Genomic DNA, 20,378 nt, shown 5'->3' with positions numbered 1-20,378 from the left:
TGCTGGACCCCGACCGGTTCCCGCCGCCGGCCCGCGGCGCCCCTCCCCCGCCCGGCGAGGGCGGGGGAGCCCCCGGTCATGCGCACCGAGCTGCGCACATGCAGTACGTTCAGGGCATGTCCCAGCCCGCCAAGTCCGCACGTACACCAGCCACGACCGAGCAGCCGGAAAGCGCCGCAGGCTCCCGTGCCGCCGCCCAGCGGCTCAAAATGCGCCGGGAACTGGCGGCCGCCGCGATGGAACTGTTCGCGACCAAGGGGTACGAGGCGACCACCGTCGACGAGATCGCCGCCGCCGCCGGGGTCGCCCGCCGCACCTTCTTCCGTCACTTCCGTTCCAAGGAAGAGGCGATCTTCCCCGACCACGACGACACCCTGGTCCGCGCCGAGGCGGTGCTCAACGCCGCCCCCGCGCACGAGCATCCGCTCGACACGGTGTGCCGCGGCATCAAGGAGGTCATGAGGATGTACGCGGCGCGGCCGGAGATCTCGGTCGCCCGCTACCGGCTGACCCGCGAGGTGCCCACCCTGCGCGAGGCGGAGATCGCGTCGGTGGCCCGCTACGAGCGCCTGTTCACCCGCTATCTGCTCGGTCACTTCGACGAGCACGCGCACGACGACGACGCGGGCGACGACCCGCTGCTGGCGGAGGTCGCCGCGTCCGCCGTGGTCACCGCGCACAACCACGTGCTGCGGCGCTGGCTGCGGGCCGACGGGCAGGGCGACGTGGAGGCCGAGCTGGACCACGCCTTCGCGATCGTCCGCAGGACCTTCGGCAACGGGATCATGGCGGGCCGGCGCACCGCGCCGCCGAAGCCGCCGGCCGCCTCGGCGTCCGCGCACGGCGAGGTCCTGGTGACGGTCGCCCACGTGGACGCCCCGCTGGACGAGGTGATGCGGACCATCGAGCAGGCGCTCAAGGAGCGCTGAACCGCCCCGAGGAGCACGGAGCGATCCGCTCGCCGCTGTGATGACGGCCACCCCGCCGGGTGGCCGTTTTGCCATGTCAGGGGCGCTTTTCACACCCGCTTCCGGGCCGGTTCGATCGATCATCGCTCATCTGATGGGTAAAGATTTCACCTGAGCCGAGGTTCTGGCACGCAGTGCCTTGCCGGATGACACGGCGTGCCATACGTTGAAGATGTCCGGGCGAGTCCCGGCGGGCCCACCGCCCGCACGTCCGGACGCCTGCGTCACAGGCAACCTCCCGCGCACACCAAGCGCTGCCGAAGCACCACCCGCCGGACCGACGGCGCCCCTCGCCCCCTCAGCAGCACACCGACGTAACCCTCAGCGCCCCTCCCTCAGGGCGCTCATCGCCGGAGGCAACACCGTGACCGTCAAGGACATCCTGGCCGCGATCCAGTCGCCCGACTCCACGTCGGAGGACTTCGCCGCCCTGCCGCTCCCCGAGTCGTACCGCGCGATCACCGTGCACAAGGACGAGACGGAGATGTTCGCGGGCCTCGAGACCCGCGACAAGGACCCCCGCAAGTCGATCCACCTGGACGACGTGCCGCTGCCCGAACTCGGCCCGGGCGAGGCCCTGGTGGCCGTCATGGCCTCCTCGGTCAACTACAACTCGGTGTGGACCTCGATCTTCGAGCCGCTGCCGACCTTCGGCTTCCTGGAGCGCTACGGCAAGCTCAGCGAGCTCGCCAGGCGCCACGACCTGCCGTACCACATCATCGGCTCCGACCTCGCGGGCGTGGTGCTGCGCACCGGCCCCGGCGTCAACGCCTGGCGCCCCGGCGACGAGGTCGTCGCCCACTGCCTCTCCGTCGAGCTGGAGTCGTCCGACGGCCACAACGACACCATGCTCGACCCCGAGCAGCGCATCTGGGGCTTCGAGACCAACTTCGGCGGCCTGGCGGAGATCGCGCTGGTGAAGTCCAACCAGCTGATGCCGAAGCCGGACCACCTCAGCTGGGAGGAGGCCGCCGCGCCGGGCCTGGTCAACTCCACCGCCTACCGGCAGCTGGTGTCCCGCAACGGCGCCGGCATGAAGCAGGGCGACAACGTCCTCATCTGGGGCGCGAGCGGCGGACTCGGCAGCTATGCCACCCAGTTCGCGCTGGCCGGCGGCGCCAACCCGATCTGCGTCGTCTCCAGCGACCAGAAGGCGGACATCTGCCGGTCGATGGGCGCCGAGGCGATCATCGACCGCACCGCCGAGAACTACAGGTTCTGGAAGGACGAGAACACCCAGGACCCCAAGGAGTGGAAGCGCTTCGGCAAGCGCATCCGCGAACTCACCGGTGGCGAGGACATCGACATCGTCTTCGAGCACCCCGGCCGCGAGACCTTCGGCGCCTCGGTCTTCGTCACCCGCAAGGGCGGCACCATCACCACCTGCGCGTCGACCTCGGGCTACATGCACGAGTACGACAACCGCTACCTGTGGATGTCCCTGAAGCGCATCATCGGCTCCCACTTCGCCAACTACCGCGAGGCCTGGGAGGCCAACCGCCTGATCTCCAAGGGCAGGATCCACCCGACGCTCTCCAGGACGTACTCCCTGGAGGACACCGGGCAGGCGGCGTACGACGTCCACCGCAACCTGCACCAGGGCAAGGTCGGCGTGCTGTGCCTGGCGCCCGAGGAGGGCCTGGGCGTGCGCGACCACGAGAAGCGCGCGCGGCACATCGACGCCATCAACCGCTTCCGGAACATCTGAGGGCCGGGCCATGGCAGAGCGTCCCGCGCCGCAGGCGCAAAGGGAGAAGGACCGTCCGTGGCTCATGCGGACGTACGCCGGTCACTCGACGGCCGAGGCGTCCAACGAGCTGTACCGGCGCAACCTCGCCAAGGGCCAGACCGGCCTGTCGGTCGCCTTCGACCTGCCGACCCAGACCGGGTACGACCCCGACCACGTCCTCGCCCGCGGCGAGGTCGGCCGGGTCGGCGTGCCGGTCGCGCACCTCGGTGACATGCGCCGGCTGTTCCAGGACATCCCCCTGGAGCGGATGAACACCTCGATGACGATCAACGCCACCGCCATGTGGCTGCTGGCGCTCTACCAGGTCGTCGCCGAGGAGCAGGGCGCGGACATCACCAGGCTCCAGGGGACGACCCAGAACGACATCGTGAAGGAGTACCTGTCCCGGGGGACGCACGTCTTCCCGCCGGGCCCGTCGCTCCGCCTCACGACGGACATGATCGCGTACACGGTCTCCCACCTCCCGAAGTGGAACCCGATCAACATCTGCAGCTACCACCTGCAGGAGGCCGGGGCCACGCCGGTGCAGGAGATCGCGTACGCGATGTCCACCGCGATCGCCGTGCTCGACGCGGTGCGCGACAGCGGCCAGGTGCCGCGGGAACGCATGGGCGACGTGGTCGGCCGCATCTCCTTCTTCGTCAACGCGGGCGTCCGCTTCGTCGAGGAGATGTGCAAGATGCGCGCCTTCGGCCGCATCTGGGACCAGGTCACCCGCGAGCGGTACGGCATCGAGAACCCCAAGCACCGCCGCTTCCGCTACGGCGTCCAGGTCAACTCCCTCGGTCTGACCGAGGCGCAGCCGGAGAACAACGTCCAGCGGATCGTGCTGGAGATGCTGGCCGTCACCCTCTCCAAGGACGCCCGCGCGCGCGCCGTGCAGCTGCCGGCCTGGAACGAGGCCCTCGGCCTGCCCCGCCCCTGGGACCAGCAGTGGTCGCTGCGCATCCAGCAGGTCCTGGCGTACGAGAGCGACCTGCTGGAGTACGACGACATCTTCGAGGGGTCGAAGGTGATCGAGGCGAAGGTGGAGCAGCTGGTCGCGGACTCGCTGGCGGAGATGGAGCGGATCGAGGGGATGGGCGGCGCGATGGCCGCCGTCGAGTCCGGCTACCTCAAGTCCCAGCTGGTCTCCTCGCACGCCGAGCGACGGGCCCGGATCGAGTCGGGCGAGGAGAAGATCATCGGTGTCAACGCCTTCGAGGGCACCGAGCCCAACCCGCTGACCGCCGACCTGGACACCGCGATCCAGACGGTCGACCCCGCGGTGGAGGCCCGGGTCGTCGCCTCGCTGCGGAACTGGCGCGACACCCGCTACCAGCCGCCCTTCAACCACCCGCGCCCCTGCAAGGCGCTGGAGAGGCTGAAGGAGGCCGCGAAGGGCACCGCCAACCTCATGGAGGCCACCCTGGAGTGCGCCCGGGCCGGCGTCACGACCGGCGAGTGGGCCGGGGCGCTGCGCGAGGTGTTCGGCGAGTTCCGGGCGCCGACCGGTGTCTCCTCCGCCCCGGTGGCGGTGGCCGCCGAGGAGGGCTCGGCCCTGTCGGCGGTCCGCCGCAAGGTGGAACTGACGGCGAAGGACCTGGGCGTGGGCAAGCTGCGCTTCCTGGTCGGCAAGCCGGGCCTGGACGGCCACTCCAACGGCGCCGAGCAGATCGCCGTGCGGGCCCGCGACGCCGGGTTCGAGGTGGTCTACCAGGGCATCCGGCTCACCCCGGAGCAGATCGTGGACGCCGCCCTCGCCGAGGACGTGCACGCGGTGGGCCTGTCCGTCCTCTCCGGCTCGCACGCCCAGCTGGTGCCGGACGTGCTCGAACGGCTCCGTGTGGCCGGTGCCACGGACATACCGGTGATCGCCGGTGGCATCATCCCCAGCGGTGACGCCGAACAGCTGCGGGCCGCCGGAGTGGCCGCGGTCTTCACCCCGAAGGACTTCGACATCACCGGGATCATCGGCCGCATCGTCGACGAGATCCGCAACGCGAACAAGCTCGACCCCTTGGAGGTCCCCGCATGACGACCGTCAACCGCCTTCGCCCCCGCCGCTCCTGTCTGGCGGTCCCGGGAAGCAACCCGCGCTTCCTGGAGAAGGCGCAGGGCCTCCCCGCGGACCAGGTCTTCCTCGACCTGGAGGACGCCTGCGCGCCGCTCGCCAAGCCCGAGGCGCGGCACACCGTCGTGAAGTTCCTCAACGAGGGCGACTGGACCGGCAAGACCCGCGTCGTGCGGGTCAACGACTGGACGACGGAGTGGACGTACCGGGACGTCGTGACGGTCGTCGAGGGCGCCGGCCCGAACCTCGACTGCATCATGCTGCCGAAGGTCCAGGACGCCCAGCAGATCGTGGCGCTGGACCTGCTGCTGACCCAGATCGAGAAGACCATGGGCTTCGAGGTCGGCCGGATCGGCATCGAGGCGCAGATCGAGAACGCCCGCGGCCTGAACAACGTCAACGAGATCGCGCAGGCCTCCCCGCGCGTCGAGACCATCATCTTCGGCCCGGCCGACTTCATGGCGTCCATCAACATGAAGTCGCTGGTCGTGGGCGAGCAGCCGCCCGGCTACCCGGCGGACGCCTACCACTACATCCTGATGAAGATCCTGATGGCCGCCCGCGCCAACGACCTCCAGGCGATCGACGGCCCCTACCTGCAGATCCGCAACGTGGACGGCTACCGCGAGGTCGCCCGACGGGCCGCCGCGCTCGGCTTCGACGGCAAGTGGGTGCTGCACCCGGGCCAGGTCGAGGCGTCCAACGAGATCTTCTCGCCGTCGCAGGAGGACTACGACCACGCCGAGCTGATCCTGGACGCGTACGACTACTACACGTCCGAGGCGGGCGGCAAGAAGGGCTCGGCGATGCTCGGCGACGAGATGATCGACGAGGCCAGCCGCAAGATGGCCCTGGTCATCTCGGGCAAGGGACGCGCCGCCGGCATGCGGCGCACGTCGAAGTTCGAGATCCCGGAGGCCTGAGCGCGATGCAGTTCGGACGCACCTACGAGGAGTTCGAGGTCGGCGCGGTGTACAAGCACTGGCCGGGAAAGACGGTCACCGAGTACGACGACCACCTGTTCTGTCTCCTCACGATGAACCACCACCCGCTCCACATGGACACCAACTACGCCGAGAAGGCGACGGACTTCGGCAGGAACGTGGTGGTCGGCAACTACGTCTACTCGCTCCTGCTCGGCATGTCGGTGCCCGACGTCTCCGGCAAGGCGATCGCCAACCTGGAGATCGAGTCGCTCAGGCACGTGGCGCCGACCTTCCACGGCGACACCGTCTACGGCCAGACGACCGTGCTCGACAAGTGGCCGTCGAAGTCGAAGGACGACCGCGGCATCGTCCACGTCGAGACCAGGGGCTACAAGCAGGACGGCACGCTGGTGTGCGTGTTCCGCCGCAAGGTGATGGTGCCCACCCGGACGTACATCGAGGCGCGCGGCGGCGAGCAGCCCGGCCGCCCGCCCGTCTCCCACCACCACCCTCAAGGGACGCCCCCGCGGGGCGACACCCCTGGTTCGGAACCCAGCGAGCAGGAGAAGTAGGCCATGGCCCGTCTCGCCCAGACCGCCGGTCTGACCGACGTCCAGCAGGAGATCCTCTCCACCGTCCGCGACTTCGTGGACAAGGAGATCATCCCGGTCGCCACCGAGCTGGAGCACCGCGACGAGTACCCGCAGCAGATCGTCGACGGCCTCAGGGAGCTCGGCCTCTTCGGCCTGATGATCCCCGAGGAGTACGGGGGCCTGGGCGAGTCGCTCCTCACCTACGCCCTGTGCGTGGAGGAGATCGCCCGCGGCTGGATGTCGGTGTCCGGCATCATCAACACGCACTTCATCGTGGCGTACATGCTCAAGCAGCACGGCACGCAGGAGCAGAGGGACCACTTCCTGCCGAGGATGGCGGCCGGCGACGTCCGGGGCGCCTTCTCGATGTCGGAGCCGGGTCTGGGCTCCGACGTGTCGGCGATCACGTCGAAGGCGGTGAAGGACGGCGAGGAGTACGTCCTGAACGGCCAGAAGATGTGGCTGACGAACGGCGGCACGTCGTCACTGGTGGCCGTTCTGGTGCGGAGTGACGAAGGACACCCCGAGGGCACCGCGCCCCACAGGTCGATGACCACCTTCCTGGTGGAGAAGGAACCGGGCTTCGGCGAGGTCCGTCCGGGCCTGACCATCCCCGGCAAGATCGACAAGATGGGCTACAAGGGGGTCGACACGACCGAGCTCATCATGGACGACCTGCGGATTCCCGCCGATCGGGTGCTCGGCGGGACCACCGGCCGAGGTTTTTACCAGATGATGGACGGGGTCGAGGTGGGCCGCGTCAATGTGGCGGCGCGTGGCTGCGGGGTCGCTCAGCGTGCCTTCGAGCTCGGCGTCCGGTACGCCCAGCAGCGTCACACTTTCGGCAAGCCGATCGCCCAGCACCAGGCCGTTCAGTTCAAGCTGGCCGAGATGGCTACCAAGGTGGAGGCCGCGCATGCCATGATGGTGAACGCAGCGCGCAAAAAGGACTCCGGGGAGCGAAACGACCTCGAGGCAGGGATGGCGAAGTACCTCGCCTCCGAATACTGCAAGGAAGTCGTGGAGGACGCCTTCCGGATCCACGGCGGCTACGGCTTCTCCAAGGAGTACGAGATCGAGCGCCTCTACCGGGAGGCACCGATGCTGCTGATCGGTGAAGGCACCGCCGAGATCCAGAAAATGATCATCGGCCGCCGACTGCTCGAAGAGTATCGATTCCAGGGCTAGATGTCCGGATACGGGGTGTTTTCTTGGAGAAGATGATCACACCCCGTACGCACTCCTCGACCGCCGACTCGGCTGACTGCCTTACCCAGTTACGGCTCGGAACCGCTACGATCGCCGGAAAGCCGCCGTCCCCCGCAAGTGCGCGGCATCATCCGCTACGAAGGTCATCCATGTCCCACAGCCAAACCTCTGCACACCGCGACAGCCTCGCCGGCGTACGCCTCGCGCGCGGAGCATCGCCGTGGCTTCTGCCGACCGTCGCCACCGCAGCCGTCAGTCTGCTCCGCTCCCGCCGCTCGGGCGCCGCCAAGGCCGTCGCCGTCCCCGCCACCGCCCTGGCGGCGGGGATGCTGTGGTTCTTCCGCGACCCCGAGCGTGAGATCGCCCAGGGCAGGGTCATCTCGCCCGCCGACGGTGTGGTGCAGAGCATCATGCCGTGGAAGGACGGCCGTACCCGCGTCGCGATCTTCATGAGCCCGCTCAACGTCCACGTGAACCGGGCCCCGCTGTCCGGCACGGTGACGTCGGTCGAACACATCCCCGGTGGCTTCGTTCCCGCCTTCAACAAGGAGAGCGAGAACAACGAGCGCGTCGTGTGGCACTTCGACACCGAGCTCGGCGACATCGAGATGATCCAGATCGCCGGCGCGGTGGCCCGCCGCATCGTCCCCTACGTGCCCCGGGGCACCAAGGTCGAGCAGGGCGAGCGCATCGGTCTGATCCGCTTCGGCTCGCGCGTCGACGTCTACCTGCCCGAGGGCGTGGAGGTCGCCGTCGAGGTCGGTCAGAAGACCGTGGCTGGGGTGACTCGCATTGACCGTGGTTGATCCCGAAACACAGGCCGGCTGGGTGCCCGAGGCCGACGAGGCGGACGACGACGAGGAGATGCCCCTCTCGCTCCGCCTGTCGATAGCGGACACCCTCACCCTCGGCAACGCCACCTGCGGCTTCATGGCGGTGTACTTCACCACCACCGGCATCCTGATCCCGCACCTCCAGGGCAGCCAGGAGACCGGCATGGCCCGCCACAGCGCGGCCACCGCCGTCATCCTGATGCTGTGCGCGGCGGTCTTCGACCTGTTCGACGGCCTGGTGGCGCGCAAGCTGCGCTCCTCACCGATGGGCGCGGAGCTGGACAACCTGTCCGACCTGATCAGCTTCGGCCTGGCGCCGGCGTACTTCGTCCTCGTCTACGGCATGGTCGCCAACGACGCGCACCAGAGAGTGGCCGCGGTCGGCGCGATCACGGTGCTGCTCGCGGTGGTGCTGAGGCTGGCGAGATTCTCCTGCGTCACGGTCAAGGACGGCACGTTCCAGGGGATGCCGTCACCGTTCGGGGCGCTGACGGTCGTGTCGATCGTGCTGCTCGAGCTGCCGTTCGAGGCGACGCTGCTGGCGATCCTGGGGACGGCGTGGCTGATGGTGAGCCGTGTGGAGTACCCGAAGCCGCGGGGGCGGCTCGCGGTGGCGATGCTGTCGTGGATCGTGCTCAGCATGGGGCTGCTGGCCGCGTGGGCGTTCGACGCGCCGGGCGGTCAGCTGCTGCTGCAGACGGGCTGCGCACTGCAGCTGGTGATGGGTGCGGTGATTCCGCTGTTCGCCACGGCCCGCCGGGTGAACACCTTCCGTGACAACCGGCGCGAGAGCCGCGAGGCGCGGGCGGCGCAGATCCCGTAACCCGGCTCGTACGTCGCCCGAGGGCCCGGACCGAATCGCGATTCGGTCCGGGCCCTCGGGTTTTCCCGCCGCGCTCCGGACGTCCTGCCGGGCCGGTCGGAGCCGCTCGTACGGCGCCGCCCTCCGCCCGCGGACCCGCTCGTCCGCCACCACGGCGAGGAACCCCTTCAGGTCGGGTCGGCGGTCTTCGCCCGGGGCCCCTTCCGCCGGCGCCGGCCGGGCCGCCTCGGACACATCGGTGATCAGCACGATCCGCCGGTACGCCGCACGGGCGCCCGGACGAGCGGGCCGGCCCGCTGCGCGAGCGCACGGGCCGAGACGGTCCGGGGCGAGCGTCCGGTGCGCGCCGGACGCCCGTGCACGGTCCACGCCGACCGTGCGGTCGGCCTCCTGCGGTGCACCCGGGCAAGCCTCCGGGGGCGGTCTCGGGCCTGCGGGCCCACGGCGGGGTGGGGTCCGGCGCCGGGCGTGCCCCTGCCCGGCGCAGGGAGCGGTTAGGACCGGTCCGGCCGGAGGCGGAGCGGGGCCCGGGTCCGGCGGGACCCGGCTCAGGCCAGGAAGTCCCGGGCGATCCGCTCGGCGGTGCGCTCCAGGACCGGTCCCGCGTCCGCGATGCACTTCGCCACGTCCGGTTCGAGGTCCGTCAGGGCGTACGCCCGCCGGATCCCCGCCCGCCCCAGGACCTCCGGCGGCAGCGCGAGGCGTCCGCACACCGCGACCACCTCCTTGCCCGCCGCGCGCGCCGCCGCGGCGACACCCGCGGGGGCCTTCCCGTGCAGCGTCTGCTCGTCCAGGGAACCTTCCCCCGTGATCACGAGATCCGCCCGCTCCAGCGCCGGGGCGAACCCGAGCACGTCCAGCATGACCTCGATGCCGGGGCGGAACCCGGCGCCCAGCAGCAGCGCGCCGAACCCGATGCCGCCCGCCGCGCCGGCCCCCGGGGACGCGGCGTACGCGGCGGCCCTCGCGCCCACCGCTCCCTCCAGCACCTTCACGAAGTGCGCGAGCGCCGCGTCCAGCGTCTCCACGTCCTCCGGCGAGGCCCCCTTCTGCGGGCCGTACACCGCGGGCGCCCCCTTGGGGCCGGTCAGCGGATTGTCGACGTCGCTGGCGAGCACGAACTCCACCGACGACAGTCGCGGGTCCAGTCCGGACAGATCCGCCGACGCCAGCTCGGCGAGGCCTCCGCCCCCCGGCGCCACCGGCTCGCCGTCCGCCCTCACGAACCGGGCGCCCAGCGCGGACAGCATGCCCGCACCGCCATCGGTGGTGGCGCTTCCGCCCACCCCGAACACGATGGTCCGCGCCCCCGCGTCCAGCGCGGCCCGCAGCAGCTCCCCCGAGCCGTACGTCGACGCCGTGAGCGGCGCGGACACCCCGGCCGGCAGCCGCTGCAGCCCGCTCGCCTCCGCCATCTCCACGACGGCCGTGTCCCCGCGCAGCGCGTACGCCGCGGTCACCTCGTCCCCGAGGGGGCCGGCGACCCGCGCCTCCCGCCGCTCGAACCCGGCCGCGACCGCCGCGGCCACGGTGCCGTCGCCGCCGTCGGCCACCGGCAGCGCCTCGACCTCCAGGTCCGGTACGACCCGGCGCAGCCCGGCCGTCACCCGCCCGGCGACCTCGGCGGCCGTCAGCGACCCCTTGAACTTGTCCGCGGCGACGAGCACCCGCTGTGCCGATCGCGTCGTACGAGTGCCGCTCCCTGCAGCGTCCGCCACTTGCATTCCCCTCGTTCTCCGGGCCTCGCGCACATGTCAAGGCCAGTCGCGCCGCTGTGACCTTAACCGGCGGGCACGGTGGCCGCCATGCCCTGCCCAGCCCGTGGAACGGCCCGTGGAACGGCCCGTGAAACCGCCCCGGACCGGGTAGACCTGGTTCCATGAGCACTGTGCACACGGGGCCGGGACTCGCCGACCGCGTCCTCGGGGGCTGGCTGGGCCGGATCGCGGGCAACATGCTCGGCAAGCCGGTGGAGCAGGGCGAGGTGTGGACGCGTGAGCGCATCGACCGCTACCTGCGGCGGGCGGACGCCCTCCCCCTGACCGACTACCTCCCCGGGCCGCCGACCGAGAGCGAGGGCCTCGACCTGCGCCCCGAGTGGCGGTCCTGCGTCCGTGGCCGCGTCCACGGCAGCTGCCGGGACGACGACGTCGACTACGCGATCCTCGGCCTCGACCTGCTGGAGACCCACGGCTTCGCCTTCAGCACCGAGCAGGTGGGCGACCTGTGGCTGCTGCGGCTGCCTTACCTGCAGACCTTCACGGCGGAACGGGCGGCCTACCGCAACCTCGCGAACGGCCTCAAGCCCCCGCTCACGGCCACCTACGACAACCCCTTCCAGGAGTGGATCGGCGCCCTCATCCGCGCGGACATCCACGGCTGGACCTCCCCGGGCGCCCCGCGCCGCGCCGCCTCGCTGGCCCGCAGGGACGCGGTGCTGTCCCACACGGGGAACGGGGTGTACGGCGCGATGTGGGCGGCGGCGCTGGTCTCGGCCGCGTTCACGGCGCCCACGGTGCGGCACGCGGTGGACGAGGCGCTGACGGTGATCCCGGTGAGCAGCCGCCTGGCCCGCACCGTGCGCCGGGTGGCGTCCCTGCACGAGGCCGGGCTGGCCTGGGAGGACACGCTCACGACGCTCGCCCGGGAGACGGCGGGCCTCGGCTGGATCCACACGGTCCCGAACGCGGCCGTGCTCACCGCCGGTCTGCTGTACGGCGACGGCGACTTCACCTCGACCATCGCCCTGACCGTGCGCGGCGGCCTGGACACCGACTCCAACGGCGCCACGGCGGGGTCGGTGGCCGGGGTGCTGTGCGGCGCCTCCGCCGTCCCCGACCAGTGGAAGGAGCCCCTCCAGGACACGGTCCGCAGCGCGGTCTTCGGCTTCGACGGGGTACGCATCAGCGAGCTGGCGGAACGCACGCTGCGCCTGGCCCGAACCGAGTAGCCGTACTCAGGCGCGCCGCCGTCCGTCCGTTCCAGCATGGTGCCCATGGTGCGGTGGGTCGTGGACGTGGGGTCGGCGGTCCTGTTGTCGGGGCTCGAGGTGGCCGCGCTGGTCGCCTTCTGGTTCGTCGAGGGCCTGAAGAAGTGGGCTGCCGAGCAAGGGCCCGTCCCCGGTGCGAGGGGCCGGTTGTTCCTGGTCCTGAGCGTGGGGCCGGCTTGCCTGGCGGCGACCGGTTACGGCCTCTGCCGGGCCGGCCTGCGGGTGTCCTGCGCGTCCCAGGCGGTGTTGGCCGCACTTCTCGTTTCGCTGCTGGTCCTGGGCGCGGGAAGCGAGTGCCGCGGGTGGATCGTCCGTCACCGGATGCGGCGCCGTCTTCGCCGAGGGCGTCGGCGTCCGCGTGCAGGCGGTTGACGGGCGCCGGTCCGGACCGCCGCTCCGGCCGGCTTCGCGCCCGCGCGGAAGCACGCAGCGATGTGCCCCGGCGCGTGCGCCTCCGGCGTCGGTCACGGGACCGGCGTGTGCTGCCGTGCGCCCCGCGGGCCCGGCTCCGTTCCCGCGGCGGTGCCCGGCGCCGCGGTTACCCTTCCGGGCATGACCACCACCGAGCCCGTCCAGGACTACGCCGCCTACATCGCCTCCCTCCCCCGTGTCCTCGCCGGCGCCGCCGTCCTCCTCCGGGACGCGGAGGGGCGGGTGCTGCTCGTCGAGCCGAACTACCGGGAGGGGTGGGTGCTGCCCGGCGGGACGGTCGAGTCGGACGACGGGGAGAGCCCGCGCGAGGGGGCGCGGCGGGAGACGGCCGAGGAGATCGGGCTGGACCGGGAGCCGGGGCGGCTGCTGGCGGTGGACTGGGTGCGCGGGCCGGGCCGGCCGCCGGTGGTGGCGTACCTGTACGACGGTGGCGTGCTCGGCGCGGACGATCTCGCGGCGATCCGGCTGCAGGAGTCGGAGCTGCTGTCCTGGCGGCTGGTGCCGCGCGGCGAACTCGCCGAGTACCTCCACGGCTCCCTGGGCCGCCGGGTGTCGGCCGCGCTGGACGTCCTCGCCGACGGTTCGGGGACCGCGGAGCTGGAGGACGGGTACCGGGTGCGCTGAGCCGGCCCGGGGCGATATCCGCTCGCCGGACCGGCGCCCCGCGACCTACCCTCGGCCGCATGAGCAAGCCCCTCGTCGCCCTTCTCACCGGTGCCGGTGTCAGCACGGACTCCGGCATCCCGGACTACCGCGGGCCGAACGGACTGTGGCGCCGCGACCCGGGTGCCGAGAAGCTCGTGACGTACGAGTACTACATGGGCGACCCGGAGATCCGCCGCCGCTCCTGGCGGATGCGGCGCGCGAACTTCGCGCTCGCCGCCGAGCCGAACGCCGCGCACCTCGCCGTGGTCGAGCTGGAGCGCTCGGGCGTGCCGGTGCGGGTGATCACGCAGAACGTGGACGGGCTGCACCAGCTCGCCGGGATGCCGGACCGCAAGGTGCTCGAACTCCACGGCTCGGTACGGAGCGTGGTGTGCGTCACGTGCCGGGCGCGCGGCCCGATGGTGGACGCCCTCGCCCGCGTCGGGGCCGGTGAGGACGATCCGCCGTGTCTGGACTGCGGCGGCGTCCTCAAGCCGGCGACGGTGATGTTCGGCGAGCACCTCGATCCCGTGGTGCTCGGCGAGGCGGCGGCGGTCAGCAAGGCGTGCACGGTCTTCATCGCCGCCGGGACCAGCCTCCGGGTCCACCCCGCCGCCGGACTCGCGGAGGTGGCCGCCGGCCACGGGGCCCGCCTGATCGTCGTCAACGCGGAGCCCACCCCGTACGACGGCCTCGCCGACGAGGTGATCCGCGAGCCGATCGGCACCTCGCTGCCGGCGCTGCTGCGCCGGATCGCCGCCTAGAACAGGGCGGCTGAGCGCTCGAGGTCCAGCAGGCGCCGCTTCCGCTCCAGGCCGCCGCCGTAGCCGGTGAGGCCGCCGCCCGCGCCGATGACGCGGTGGCAGGGGACGACGATGCCGATCGGGTTGCGGCCGTTGGCGAGGCCCACCGCGCGTGCGGCCCTGGGATTGCCGAGGACGTCGGCGAGCCGGCCGTAGGTGCGGGTCTCGCCGTACGGGATGCGGGTCAGCTGCTCCCAGACGCGGCGCTGGAACGGGGTGCCGTGCAGGCGCAGTTCGAGGGTGAACTCCTTCAACTCGCCCGCGAAGTAGGCCGCGAGCTGCTCCCGCGCCTCGGCGAAGGGGGTGTCGTCGGGGGAACCGAAGGTCTCCTCGGGCGGGCGGTGGCGCTGGCCGGTCATGTAGAGGCCGCACAGGACGCCGTCGTCGGCGACGAGCGTCAGCGGGCCGTAGGGGCTGTCGGTCACGGTGTGCTGCTTCATCGGCTGGGATTCCCTGGTTCCTTCAGGTCGGCAGGAAGTTGACGGGGTGGCTGTCCGTCGCCCACAGGTACTGGACCGCGTACGCCCGCCAGGGCCGCCAGGCCGCCGCGCGTGCGGTGAGGGCGGCCGGGGTGGAGGGCAGGCCCAGTCCGCGGGCGGCGCGGCGGACGCCGAGGTCGGTGGGGAGGAAGGCGTCGGGGTCGCCGAGCGCCCGCATGGCGATGACGTCGGCCGTCCAGGGGCCGAAGCCGGGGAGGGCGAGGAGCAGGGCACGGGTCTCGGACCAGTCGCTGTCGGCGCCCAGCCGGAGGTCCCCGTCGGCGAGCCGGCGTACGAGGGTGGTGAGCGTGGTGCGGCGGGCGCGGGGCAGGGCGAGGGTTTCGGGGTCGAGCGCGGCCAGCGCTCCGGGGGACGGGAAGAGGTGGGTGAGGCCGCCCTCGGGGTCGTCCACGGGTGTGCCGTGCGCGGTGACCAGGCGGTCCGCGTGGGTGCGGGCGGCGGCCGTGGAGACCTGCTGGCCGAGGACGGCCCGGACGGCGAACTCCGCCGCGTCGACCGTGCGCGGCACGCGGCGGCCGGGCGCCTTGTCGACGAGGGGCGCGAGGACCGGGTCCGTGCGCAGCTGCTCGTCGACGGCGACCGGGTCGGCGTCCAGGTCCAGCAGGCGGCGGCAGCGGCTGATGGCGACGGTGAGGTCGCGGGGGTCGCCGAGGGTGAGGCGGCAGGCGATGTGGTCGGAGCGCGGGGTGAGCGCCACGATGCCGTGTCCGTACGGCAGGCGCAGGGTGCGTCGGTAGGCGCCGTCCCGCCACTCCTCCACGCCGGGCACGGCGGTGGCGGCGAGGTGGCCGAAGAGGTTGTCGGGGTTGAGCGGGGCGCGGAACGGCAGGCGCAGGGAGAGCGTTCCGGGGGCGCCGCGGGAGACCTGCCCCGGCGCCCGGGAGCGCAGCTCGCCCGGGGCGAGCGCGTAGACCTCGCGGACGGTGTCGTTGAAGGTGCGGACGGAGGAGAAGCCGGCCGCGAAGGCGATCTGCGCCATCGGCAGGCCCGTGGTCTCGATGAGCAGCCGCGCGGTCCGGGCGCGCTGGGCGCGGGCGAGTGCGAGGGGGCCCGCGCCCAGCTCGGCGAGGAGCTGGCGTTCGACCTGCCGGGTGCTGTAGCCGAGCCGGGCGGCGAGGCCGGGGACGCCCTCGCGGTCCACGACGCCGTCGGCGATCAGCCGCATGGCGCGGGCCACCGCGTCGGCGCGGTGGTTCCACTCCGGTGAGCCGGGGCTGGTGTCGGGCCGGCAGCGTTTGCAGGCCCGGAATCCGGCCTGCTGGCAGGCCGCCGCGCTCGGGTGGAAGACCATGTTCCCGGGCTTGGGCGGGACCACCGGGCAGCTGGGCCGGCAGTAGATGCCGGTGGTCAGGACGGCGGTGAAGAACCAGCCGTCGAACCGCGCGTCCTTGGACCGCACGGCGCGCACGCAGCGCTCGGTGTCGGTGTGCATCCCCTTCTGCATGCCTCAAGGATCGGGCACGGCCGGGCCCCGGTCCGGCGGGAATCCGACATCGACGTCACGTGTGCTGCGGCTGTCCGGATCACCGTGCCGACGCGCGCAGCGGTCACGGCCCGTTCGGACCGGCCCGCACGGGGGCGCGGGGTCCGCTGCCGGTGGCGGAGGCGGGCACGGAGCGGTCGGCCTGCTCGCACCGGCCGCGGCTGCTGCGCCGTCCGGGCCCGGTGGCCGGTGAGCGCCGGGGCGTTCCGTGCCGCGCGCCGCACGACGACCGTGCCGCCGGACCGCCCGGCCGGGCCGTACACCACGGGCAGCGGCTGCGGCCGGGGTTCAGTGACGCCTCGTGGCGAGCAGCTCCCGCATGGTCTCGGCGGCGCGTACGGCGGCGTCCGCGCAGCAGTTGTTGAACAGCACGTGCAGCTCGTCCGTCCGCCGCGCCGCGCGGCGCAGCCGGGGGACCCAGGCGGCGAGCTCGGCCGCGTCGTAGTCGTGGCGGAAGCGGTCCTCCTTGCCGCCCCTCCCCCACGCCCTGCTGCGGCCGTGGAACCGTACGACGCCGAGGGCGGGACGGCTGACGGGCGCGACGGGCGGGAGGGAGCCGGTGAGCCCCTGGGCCATGTCCACGCCGACGGCCGTCGCGTCCAGCGCGGACAGCAGCGCGAGGGTGTCCTCGGCACGCCCCGCCTCCCACCACGCGGGATGCCGGAACTCGACGGCGAGCGGCCAGCCGGCCGTGCGCCGCGCGCACTCCTCCAGCGTCCGCTCGGCCGAAGCTCCGGGCGCGAGCCAGGGCGGGAACTGGAACAGCACGGCGCCCAGCCGCCCGGCCGCGCGCAGCGGCTCCACCGCCTCCGCGAACCTCCTCCACACCTCGTCGAGGAGGGCGCCGTCCACCGGCCGGTCCCGCAGGTCGGCGGGGAGCGCCTGCGGCCGGGTGGGGTGGCCGGTCAGCAGCGAGAACGCCTTGACGTCGAAGCGGAAGCCCTCCGGTGTGCGCTCCACCCACAGCTCGCTGTTGCGGCGGCGGGGCAGCGCGTAGTAGCCGGAGTCCACCTCGACGACGGGCAGCCTGGAGGCGTAGTGCCGCAGCCGGCCCTCGGCGTCCCGCCGGCCGGGCGGATACCAGCCGCTCGTCACGAGCATGCGGTCCGTCCACGAACAGGCCCCGACCAGAATGTCACCCATGGGAGCCCGGTTACCCCGGGCTCCCGGGAGTGTGTCCCCCTACTCGGTCGCCGTGGGCCGGCGCGAGGCCGCCGTCGCCCCGTCCACGTCCGGCAGCGGGCGCAGGCGGTAGGTGTACGCGTAGTCGCGGTCGGCGAAGAGCTTGAACTCGTCGTGGGTGTGCGCGCCCCAGCTGTTGTCGCCGCCGACGCCCATCTGGCGGTGGTTGACCCGCAGGACGACCGCGTCCCGCGGGGTCAGCTGGTAGTCGTGCCGGACGCCGGCCGACAGGTCCTCCGGGGTGAAGTGCGAGGCGTTGATCTCCAGGAGGGGCTCGCCCGACACCAGCAGGCCGCGGCCCCTGCCGTCGGTCAGGGCGGCCCAGCGGACGTCGGTCCTGTTGCCGTTCTCCTGCGGGCGGATGTAGGGGGTCCACTGGCCGGCCACGGTCGACGTGTGACGGCCCACGTCGGTGCCGGTGTTGCGGTCCCAGTGGTTCTCCTCGGGGCCGCGGCCGTAGTAGTGCAGGCGGTCCAGGCGGCGCGGCAGGAACAGCAGCGTGCCGACCTCCGGGATGTACGGCAGGTCCGCCGCGCCCGGGTGCAGGGTGTTGTCGACCTTGATCTCGCCGTTGCCGAACACCGTGTAGGCGGTGGTGTACGCCGATTCCACGGTGGTGGGCAGCGTGCCGCGGACCGTGATCCCGACGGCCCGCCCGCCGAGGGCCCGCACGGTGACGTCGGTGACCTTCCGCCGGGTGCCGGCGTCGCGCCAGGTCCGGTTGCGGAGGTGCTGGCCGTTGCCGTGGTCGTTGTCGGTGGGCGCCCGCCAGAAGTTGGGCACGGGGCCGGAGGTGATCAGGCGGGCGCCCATCGCCTCGTAGGAGGTGATGGTGCCGCTGCCCTTGTCGACGGTGACCGAGAAGCCCCTGCCGGTGATCCGGACGTCCTTCTCCCGTTCCTCGTGGCGCAGGGCCGGGACGCGTGACAGGGGTACGGGGGTCACGGCCGGGCTCGCGGCGTCGAGCGGGAGCTGTTGCCGGGCCACCTCGAAGCCCGCCCCGGCCCACTTCGTGGACTCCCGTGTGGTGAAGGAGAGGTTGAGGAAGTACTCCGTGCCGGGGCCGGGGTCCTTCGGCAGGCGTACGGGCAGGGTGACGTCCTTCCCGGACAGCGGCGGCACGTCCAGCTGGTCCCGGGTCAGCCGCCCTGCCGTCCGTCCCGGCCGTCAGCGACGGGCGAAGGACAGCACCGCGAGGAGCGTGACCGGTTGACGGGTGGAGAGGTAGAGGTAGGGCTCGGGAGCGTCCGGGTCGTCTATCTCGATGCGCACGGCCGTCGGGACGTAGCTGCGCAACAGCATCGCCGCACGGCCGTCCGACCGTCGGGTGCGCCAGAGGAACGCCTCCTCGGCGTCCAGGATCTCGGTCATCCCCAGGGAGGTGACGGGCAGTCGCATCGAGCCCGCCGTGAGGTGACTGCCCGTCACGACGATGCGGGCGGCTCCGTAGGCGCGCAGCCCCAGCGCGGTGAGGACCACCACGGCCGTCAGTCCGCCGGCGGCGGCCAGGGGTCCCAGGGGCAACAGGACGAGGGCGGCCATCACACCCGGCAGGGCGGCGAGCCAGAACCACGTGCGCGGCACGCCGAGTCGTTCTTCGTACAGACGCATGGCCCCACCCTGTCATCCCCCGTGTCACGGCTCGCGGCCGGAGGGTGCCTCACGGTGTCCCGTACGACGCCGGCCCTCGGCCGCGTCGGCCGACCCGGTGGACGGGCCCCGGGCGCTCGCGCGGGAGCGCCCGGAGGGCGGCATCAGCCGCGCCGCCAGGTCTGGTTGGCGGTGCCGGTGCAGGGCCACAGCTTGACCGGCGTGCCGTTGGCCTCCTTGCCCCACCACACGTCGACGCACTTGTCGCCGGCCTTGAGCGACACCAGGTCCTCGGTGCTGTTGATCTTGAACTTCTGTCCGCTCGACCCGTCGCACCGCTGCAGCAGGACGGCCGTCTCCTTCTCCACCGACCCGCCGTCCAGCCCCATGCACAGGTCCTCGCCGATGCGCAGGGTCCTGTCGGCGTCGTGGAAGGACCAGGTCTGGGCGCCCGTCGAGGCCCCACAGGGCTGGATGACCAGTTCCGCCCCGGCTCCCCGGTGACTCGCGGTCAGGCACTTGCCGGTGTCGGCGCTGACGATCCGGGCGGTGGCCACGGTGGCCGTCGTGTCCGCCCTCTTCTCGGCCTGCCGGGCCGGTTCCTCCGCCGTGTCCTCCTCCTTCCTCCTCTCCGTGGCGGCCTGCGGGCCCGCGCCGGCGACGGGGCCGGAGCCGTCCGGGGACGCCTCGCCGCCGCCCTTCGTCTCCGCCTTCCCGTCCTCCGTCCGCTTCCCGTCCTCCGTCCGTTTCCCGTCCTCCGTCTTCTTCCCGTCCTTCTCGTCGTCGCCTTCCCCGCCCTTCGCCGAGTCCGCCGGAGCACCGCCCTTCGAGGGCTCCGCGGCATAGACGCCCGGCTGCTGCTGTTCCTCCCGGCCGTCGAGCAGCGCCCGGGAGTCGGCAGCCGCGTCGGCCCGGCTCCCGGGCCGCTCGTCCCGGTCGTCACCGGCCATGATCAGCAGCGGTACGGCGAGCAGGATCACCCCGGCGATCCCCGCGGCGGCCAGCATGGGGGCCTTCGGCCGCCCCGGCGCACCGTCGCCGTCACCGTCGCCGCTCCCCCTGCCGGCCCCGCGGGCGCCACCGAGCGCGGCAGCCAGTCCGGACCGGGAGGCCGCGGTACGGGCCGGTGTGGCGGTGCCCGCCGCCGTCTCCGGCCGTTCCCCGCGGTCCGTACCCGGTTCCGCGGCCTCTTCCCGTGCCTCCGGCTCGTTCGCGGCCGAGGCCGTCCCGGATCCGGCCGTGGCGGCGGAGGGGGTTTCCGTCCCGCCCCGGCCGCTCTCGCCGGCCCTGGCGGCGCCTTCGGCTGCGGCGGCGTCGGCGCTCGCGGTGGCCGCGCCGCGGCGCGGGGCGGGCCGCAGCACGGCCTGCTCCACGTCGTCGCCCACCGGGGACAGCACCACCGCGCGACGGACCGGTGGCCCGCCGTCGGCGCCGGCCGGGCGGGCGGACTCGCCGCCGACCGGCCTGTTCTGCCGTGACATCGTTCGTTCTCCTTCGGTCTCACGGTTGTCTGCCGCACGCTCGCGGTGCCCCGCGGCCGGGGCGCGGTGCCGGGCCCGGAACACCACCGGCTTCCGCCGGGGAGGACGGGCACGAAGC

General features: G+C 72.7%; 18 protein-coding genes and 1 pseudogene. 12 read left to right on the top strand and 7 right to left on the bottom strand.

Translation table 11 applies throughout. The features are described 5' to 3' along the window. Positions 1-116 precede the first annotated feature (116 nt). The 8 genes from ACZ8ZB_RS28635 (at position 117) to pssA (ending at position 9,155) form a co-directional block, all read left to right on the top strand. Positions 117-929: a TetR family transcriptional regulator gene (locus tag ACZ8ZB_RS28635; RefSeq protein ID WP_470740508.1), complete on the top strand. Its 813-nt coding sequence runs from the start codon at positions 117-119 to the stop codon at positions 927-929. 403 nt (positions 930-1,332) lie between these two features. Beyond that, on the top strand, positions 1,333-2,676 hold the full coding sequence (ccrA, locus tag ACZ8ZB_RS28630; RefSeq protein WP_470740507.1) for a crotonyl-CoA carboxylase/reductase: 1,344 nt from the start codon (positions 1,333-1,335) through the stop codon (positions 2,674-2,676). Positions 2,677-2,686: 10 nt separating this feature from the next. Then, positions 2,687-4,735, top strand: a complete 2,049-nt coding sequence (locus ACZ8ZB_RS28625; RefSeq protein WP_470740506.1) for a protein meaA — start codon at positions 2,687-2,689, stop codon at positions 4,733-4,735. After that, positions 4,732-5,694: an HpcH/HpaI aldolase/citrate lyase family protein gene (locus tag ACZ8ZB_RS28620; protein WP_470740505.1), complete on the top strand. Its 963-nt coding sequence runs from the start codon at positions 4,732-4,734 to the stop codon at positions 5,692-5,694. Before ACZ8ZB_RS28625 ends, ACZ8ZB_RS28620 begins: the two co-directional genes overlap by 4 nt. A 5-nt stretch (positions 5,695-5,699) precedes the next feature. Further along, entirely contained in the window at positions 5,700-6,269 is a 570-nt protein-coding gene (locus tag ACZ8ZB_RS28615) for a MaoC family dehydratase (RefSeq protein WP_470740504.1), read from the top strand. A gap of 3 nt (positions 6,270-6,272) precedes the next feature. Further along, positions 6,273-7,478, top strand: a complete 1,206-nt coding sequence (locus ACZ8ZB_RS28610; protein WP_470740503.1) for an acyl-CoA dehydrogenase family protein — start codon at positions 6,273-6,275, stop codon at positions 7,476-7,478. Positions 7,479-7,648: 170 nt separating this feature from the next. Then, complete coding sequence (locus ACZ8ZB_RS28605; protein WP_470740502.1) at positions 7,649-8,305, top strand: phosphatidylserine decarboxylase; 657 nt, start codon at positions 7,649-7,651, stop codon at positions 8,303-8,305. A gap of 22 nt (positions 8,306-8,327) precedes the next feature. Further along, complete coding sequence (gene pssA, locus ACZ8ZB_RS28600) at positions 8,328-9,155, top strand: CDP-diacylglycerol--serine O-phosphatidyltransferase (RefSeq protein ID WP_470741601.1); 828 nt, start codon at positions 8,328-8,330, stop codon at positions 9,153-9,155. 548 nt (positions 9,156-9,703) lie between these two features. Here pssA and ACZ8ZB_RS28595 read toward each other — a convergent pair. After that, complete coding sequence (locus tag ACZ8ZB_RS28595) at positions 9,704-10,879, bottom strand: glycerate kinase (RefSeq protein ID WP_470740501.1); 1,176 nt, start codon at positions 10,877-10,879, stop codon at positions 9,704-9,706. A 155-nt stretch (positions 10,880-11,034) separates the two neighbouring features. Between ACZ8ZB_RS28595 and ACZ8ZB_RS28590 the strand changes: the two genes are divergently transcribed. From ACZ8ZB_RS28590 to ACZ8ZB_RS28575, 4 genes are all read left to right on the top strand, one after another. Continuing rightward, positions 11,035-12,105: an ADP-ribosylglycohydrolase family protein gene (locus ACZ8ZB_RS28590; protein WP_470740500.1), complete on the top strand. Its 1,071-nt coding sequence runs from the start codon at positions 11,035-11,037 to the stop codon at positions 12,103-12,105. A 45-nt stretch (positions 12,106-12,150) separates the two neighbouring features. Further along, the gene (locus ACZ8ZB_RS28585) at positions 12,151-12,516 is read left to right on the top strand and encodes a hypothetical protein (RefSeq protein WP_470740499.1); all 366 of its coding nucleotides are present in this window, start codon (positions 12,151-12,153) and stop codon (positions 12,514-12,516) included. A 180-nt stretch (positions 12,517-12,696) separates the two neighbouring features. Next, positions 12,697-13,200 (top strand): NUDIX domain-containing protein, encoded by a 504-nt coding sequence (locus ACZ8ZB_RS28580; RefSeq protein WP_470740498.1) that lies wholly within the window; start codon positions 12,697-12,699, stop codon positions 13,198-13,200. Between the two features lie 59 nt (positions 13,201-13,259). Continuing rightward, a complete protein-coding gene (locus tag ACZ8ZB_RS28575) occupies positions 13,260-13,985 on the top strand; it encodes an SIR2 family NAD-dependent protein deacylase (RefSeq protein ID WP_470740497.1) in 726 nt (241 codons plus the stop codon). Here the strand turns inward: ACZ8ZB_RS28575 and ACZ8ZB_RS28570 are convergent. The 6 genes and pseudogenes from ACZ8ZB_RS28570 to ACZ8ZB_RS28545 form a co-directional block, all read right to left on the bottom strand. Next, positions 13,982-14,464, bottom strand: a complete 483-nt coding sequence (locus ACZ8ZB_RS28570) for a methylated-DNA--[protein]-cysteine S-methyltransferase (protein WP_470740496.1) — start codon at positions 14,462-14,464, stop codon at positions 13,982-13,984. The two genes, ACZ8ZB_RS28575 and ACZ8ZB_RS28570, sit on opposite strands and share 4 nt — an antisense overlap. Before the next feature lie 22 nt (positions 14,465-14,486). Then, positions 14,487-15,968 (bottom strand): AlkA N-terminal domain-containing protein, encoded by a 1,482-nt coding sequence (locus ACZ8ZB_RS28565; RefSeq protein WP_470740495.1) that lies wholly within the window; start codon positions 15,966-15,968, stop codon positions 14,487-14,489. Positions 15,969-16,295: 327 nt separating this feature from the next. Continuing rightward, entirely contained in the window at positions 16,296-17,150 is an 855-nt protein-coding gene (locus ACZ8ZB_RS28560) for a DUF72 domain-containing protein (RefSeq protein ID WP_470740494.1), read from the bottom strand. 39 nt (positions 17,151-17,189) lie between these two features. Further along, positions 17,190-18,338, bottom strand: a pseudogene (locus tag ACZ8ZB_RS28555) (beta-galactosidase small subunit family protein); the annotation flags it as partial. An 18-nt stretch (positions 18,339-18,356) separates the two neighbouring features. Continuing rightward, positions 18,357-18,800 carry a DUF3093 domain-containing protein gene (locus tag ACZ8ZB_RS28550; RefSeq protein ID WP_470740493.1) on the bottom strand — a complete coding sequence of 148 codons (444 nt, stop codon included), beginning with the start codon at positions 18,798-18,800 and terminating at the stop codon, positions 18,357-18,359. A gap of 143 nt (positions 18,801-18,943) precedes the next feature. Next, positions 18,944-20,260 carry an RICIN domain-containing protein gene (locus ACZ8ZB_RS28545; RefSeq protein ID WP_470740492.1) on the bottom strand — a complete coding sequence of 439 codons (1,317 nt, stop codon included), beginning with the start codon at positions 20,258-20,260 and terminating at the stop codon, positions 18,944-18,946. Positions 20,261-20,378 lie beyond the last annotated feature (118 nt).

The sequence above is a fragment of the Streptomyces sp. 12E genome (genome assembly GCF_055633275.1).
The sequence above is the reverse complement of the archived record's forward strand: the minus strand, read 5'-3'. Positions and strand labels throughout refer to the sequence as shown.

Bases quoted from the DNA above. Each gene is read 5' to 3' on its own strand.
- ACZ8ZB_RS28545 (WP_470740492.1), bottom strand. From the start codon at position 20,260: ATGTCACGGCAGAACAGGCCGGTCGGCGGCGAGTCCGCCCGCCCGGCC.
- ACZ8ZB_RS28625 (WP_470740506.1), top strand. From the start codon at position 2,687: ATGGCAGAGCGTCCCGCGCCGCAGGCGCAAAGGGAGAAGGACCGTCCG.
- ACZ8ZB_RS28590 (WP_470740500.1), top strand. From the start codon at position 11,035: ATGAGCACTGTGCACACGGGGCCGGGACTCGCCGACCGCGTCCTCGGG.
- ACZ8ZB_RS28585 (WP_470740499.1), top strand. From the start codon at position 12,151: ATGGTGCGGTGGGTCGTGGACGTGGGGTCGGCGGTCCTGTTGTCGGGG.
- ACZ8ZB_RS28570 (WP_470740496.1), bottom strand. From the start codon at position 14,464: ATGAAGCAGCACACCGTGACCGACAGCCCCTACGGCCCGCTGACGCTC.
- ACZ8ZB_RS28565 (WP_470740495.1), bottom strand. From the start codon at position 15,968: ATGCAGAAGGGGATGCACACCGACACCGAGCGCTGCGTGCGCGCCGTG.
- ACZ8ZB_RS28620 (WP_470740505.1), top strand. From the start codon at position 4,732: ATGACGACCGTCAACCGCCTTCGCCCCCGCCGCTCCTGTCTGGCGGTC.
- ACZ8ZB_RS28605 (WP_470740502.1), top strand. From the start codon at position 7,649: ATGTCCCACAGCCAAACCTCTGCACACCGCGACAGCCTCGCCGGCGTA.
- ACZ8ZB_RS28595 (WP_470740501.1), bottom strand. From the start codon at position 10,879: ATGCAAGTGGCGGACGCTGCAGGGAGCGGCACTCGTACGACGCGATCG.
- ACZ8ZB_RS28550 (WP_470740493.1), bottom strand. From the start codon at position 18,800: ATGCGTCTGTACGAAGAACGACTCGGCGTGCCGCGCACGTGGTTCTGG.
- ACZ8ZB_RS28610 (WP_470740503.1), top strand. From the start codon at position 6,273: ATGGCCCGTCTCGCCCAGACCGCCGGTCTGACCGACGTCCAGCAGGAG.
- ACZ8ZB_RS28560 (WP_470740494.1), bottom strand. From the start codon at position 17,150: ATGGGTGACATTCTGGTCGGGGCCTGTTCGTGGACGGACCGCATGCTC.
- ACZ8ZB_RS28580 (WP_470740498.1), top strand. From the start codon at position 12,697: ATGACCACCACCGAGCCCGTCCAGGACTACGCCGCCTACATCGCCTCC.
- ACZ8ZB_RS28615 (WP_470740504.1), top strand. From the start codon at position 5,700: ATGCAGTTCGGACGCACCTACGAGGAGTTCGAGGTCGGCGCGGTGTAC.
- ACZ8ZB_RS28575 (WP_470740497.1), top strand. From the start codon at position 13,260: ATGAGCAAGCCCCTCGTCGCCCTTCTCACCGGTGCCGGTGTCAGCACG.
- ACZ8ZB_RS28635 (WP_470740508.1), top strand. From the start codon at position 117: ATGTCCCAGCCCGCCAAGTCCGCACGTACACCAGCCACGACCGAGCAG.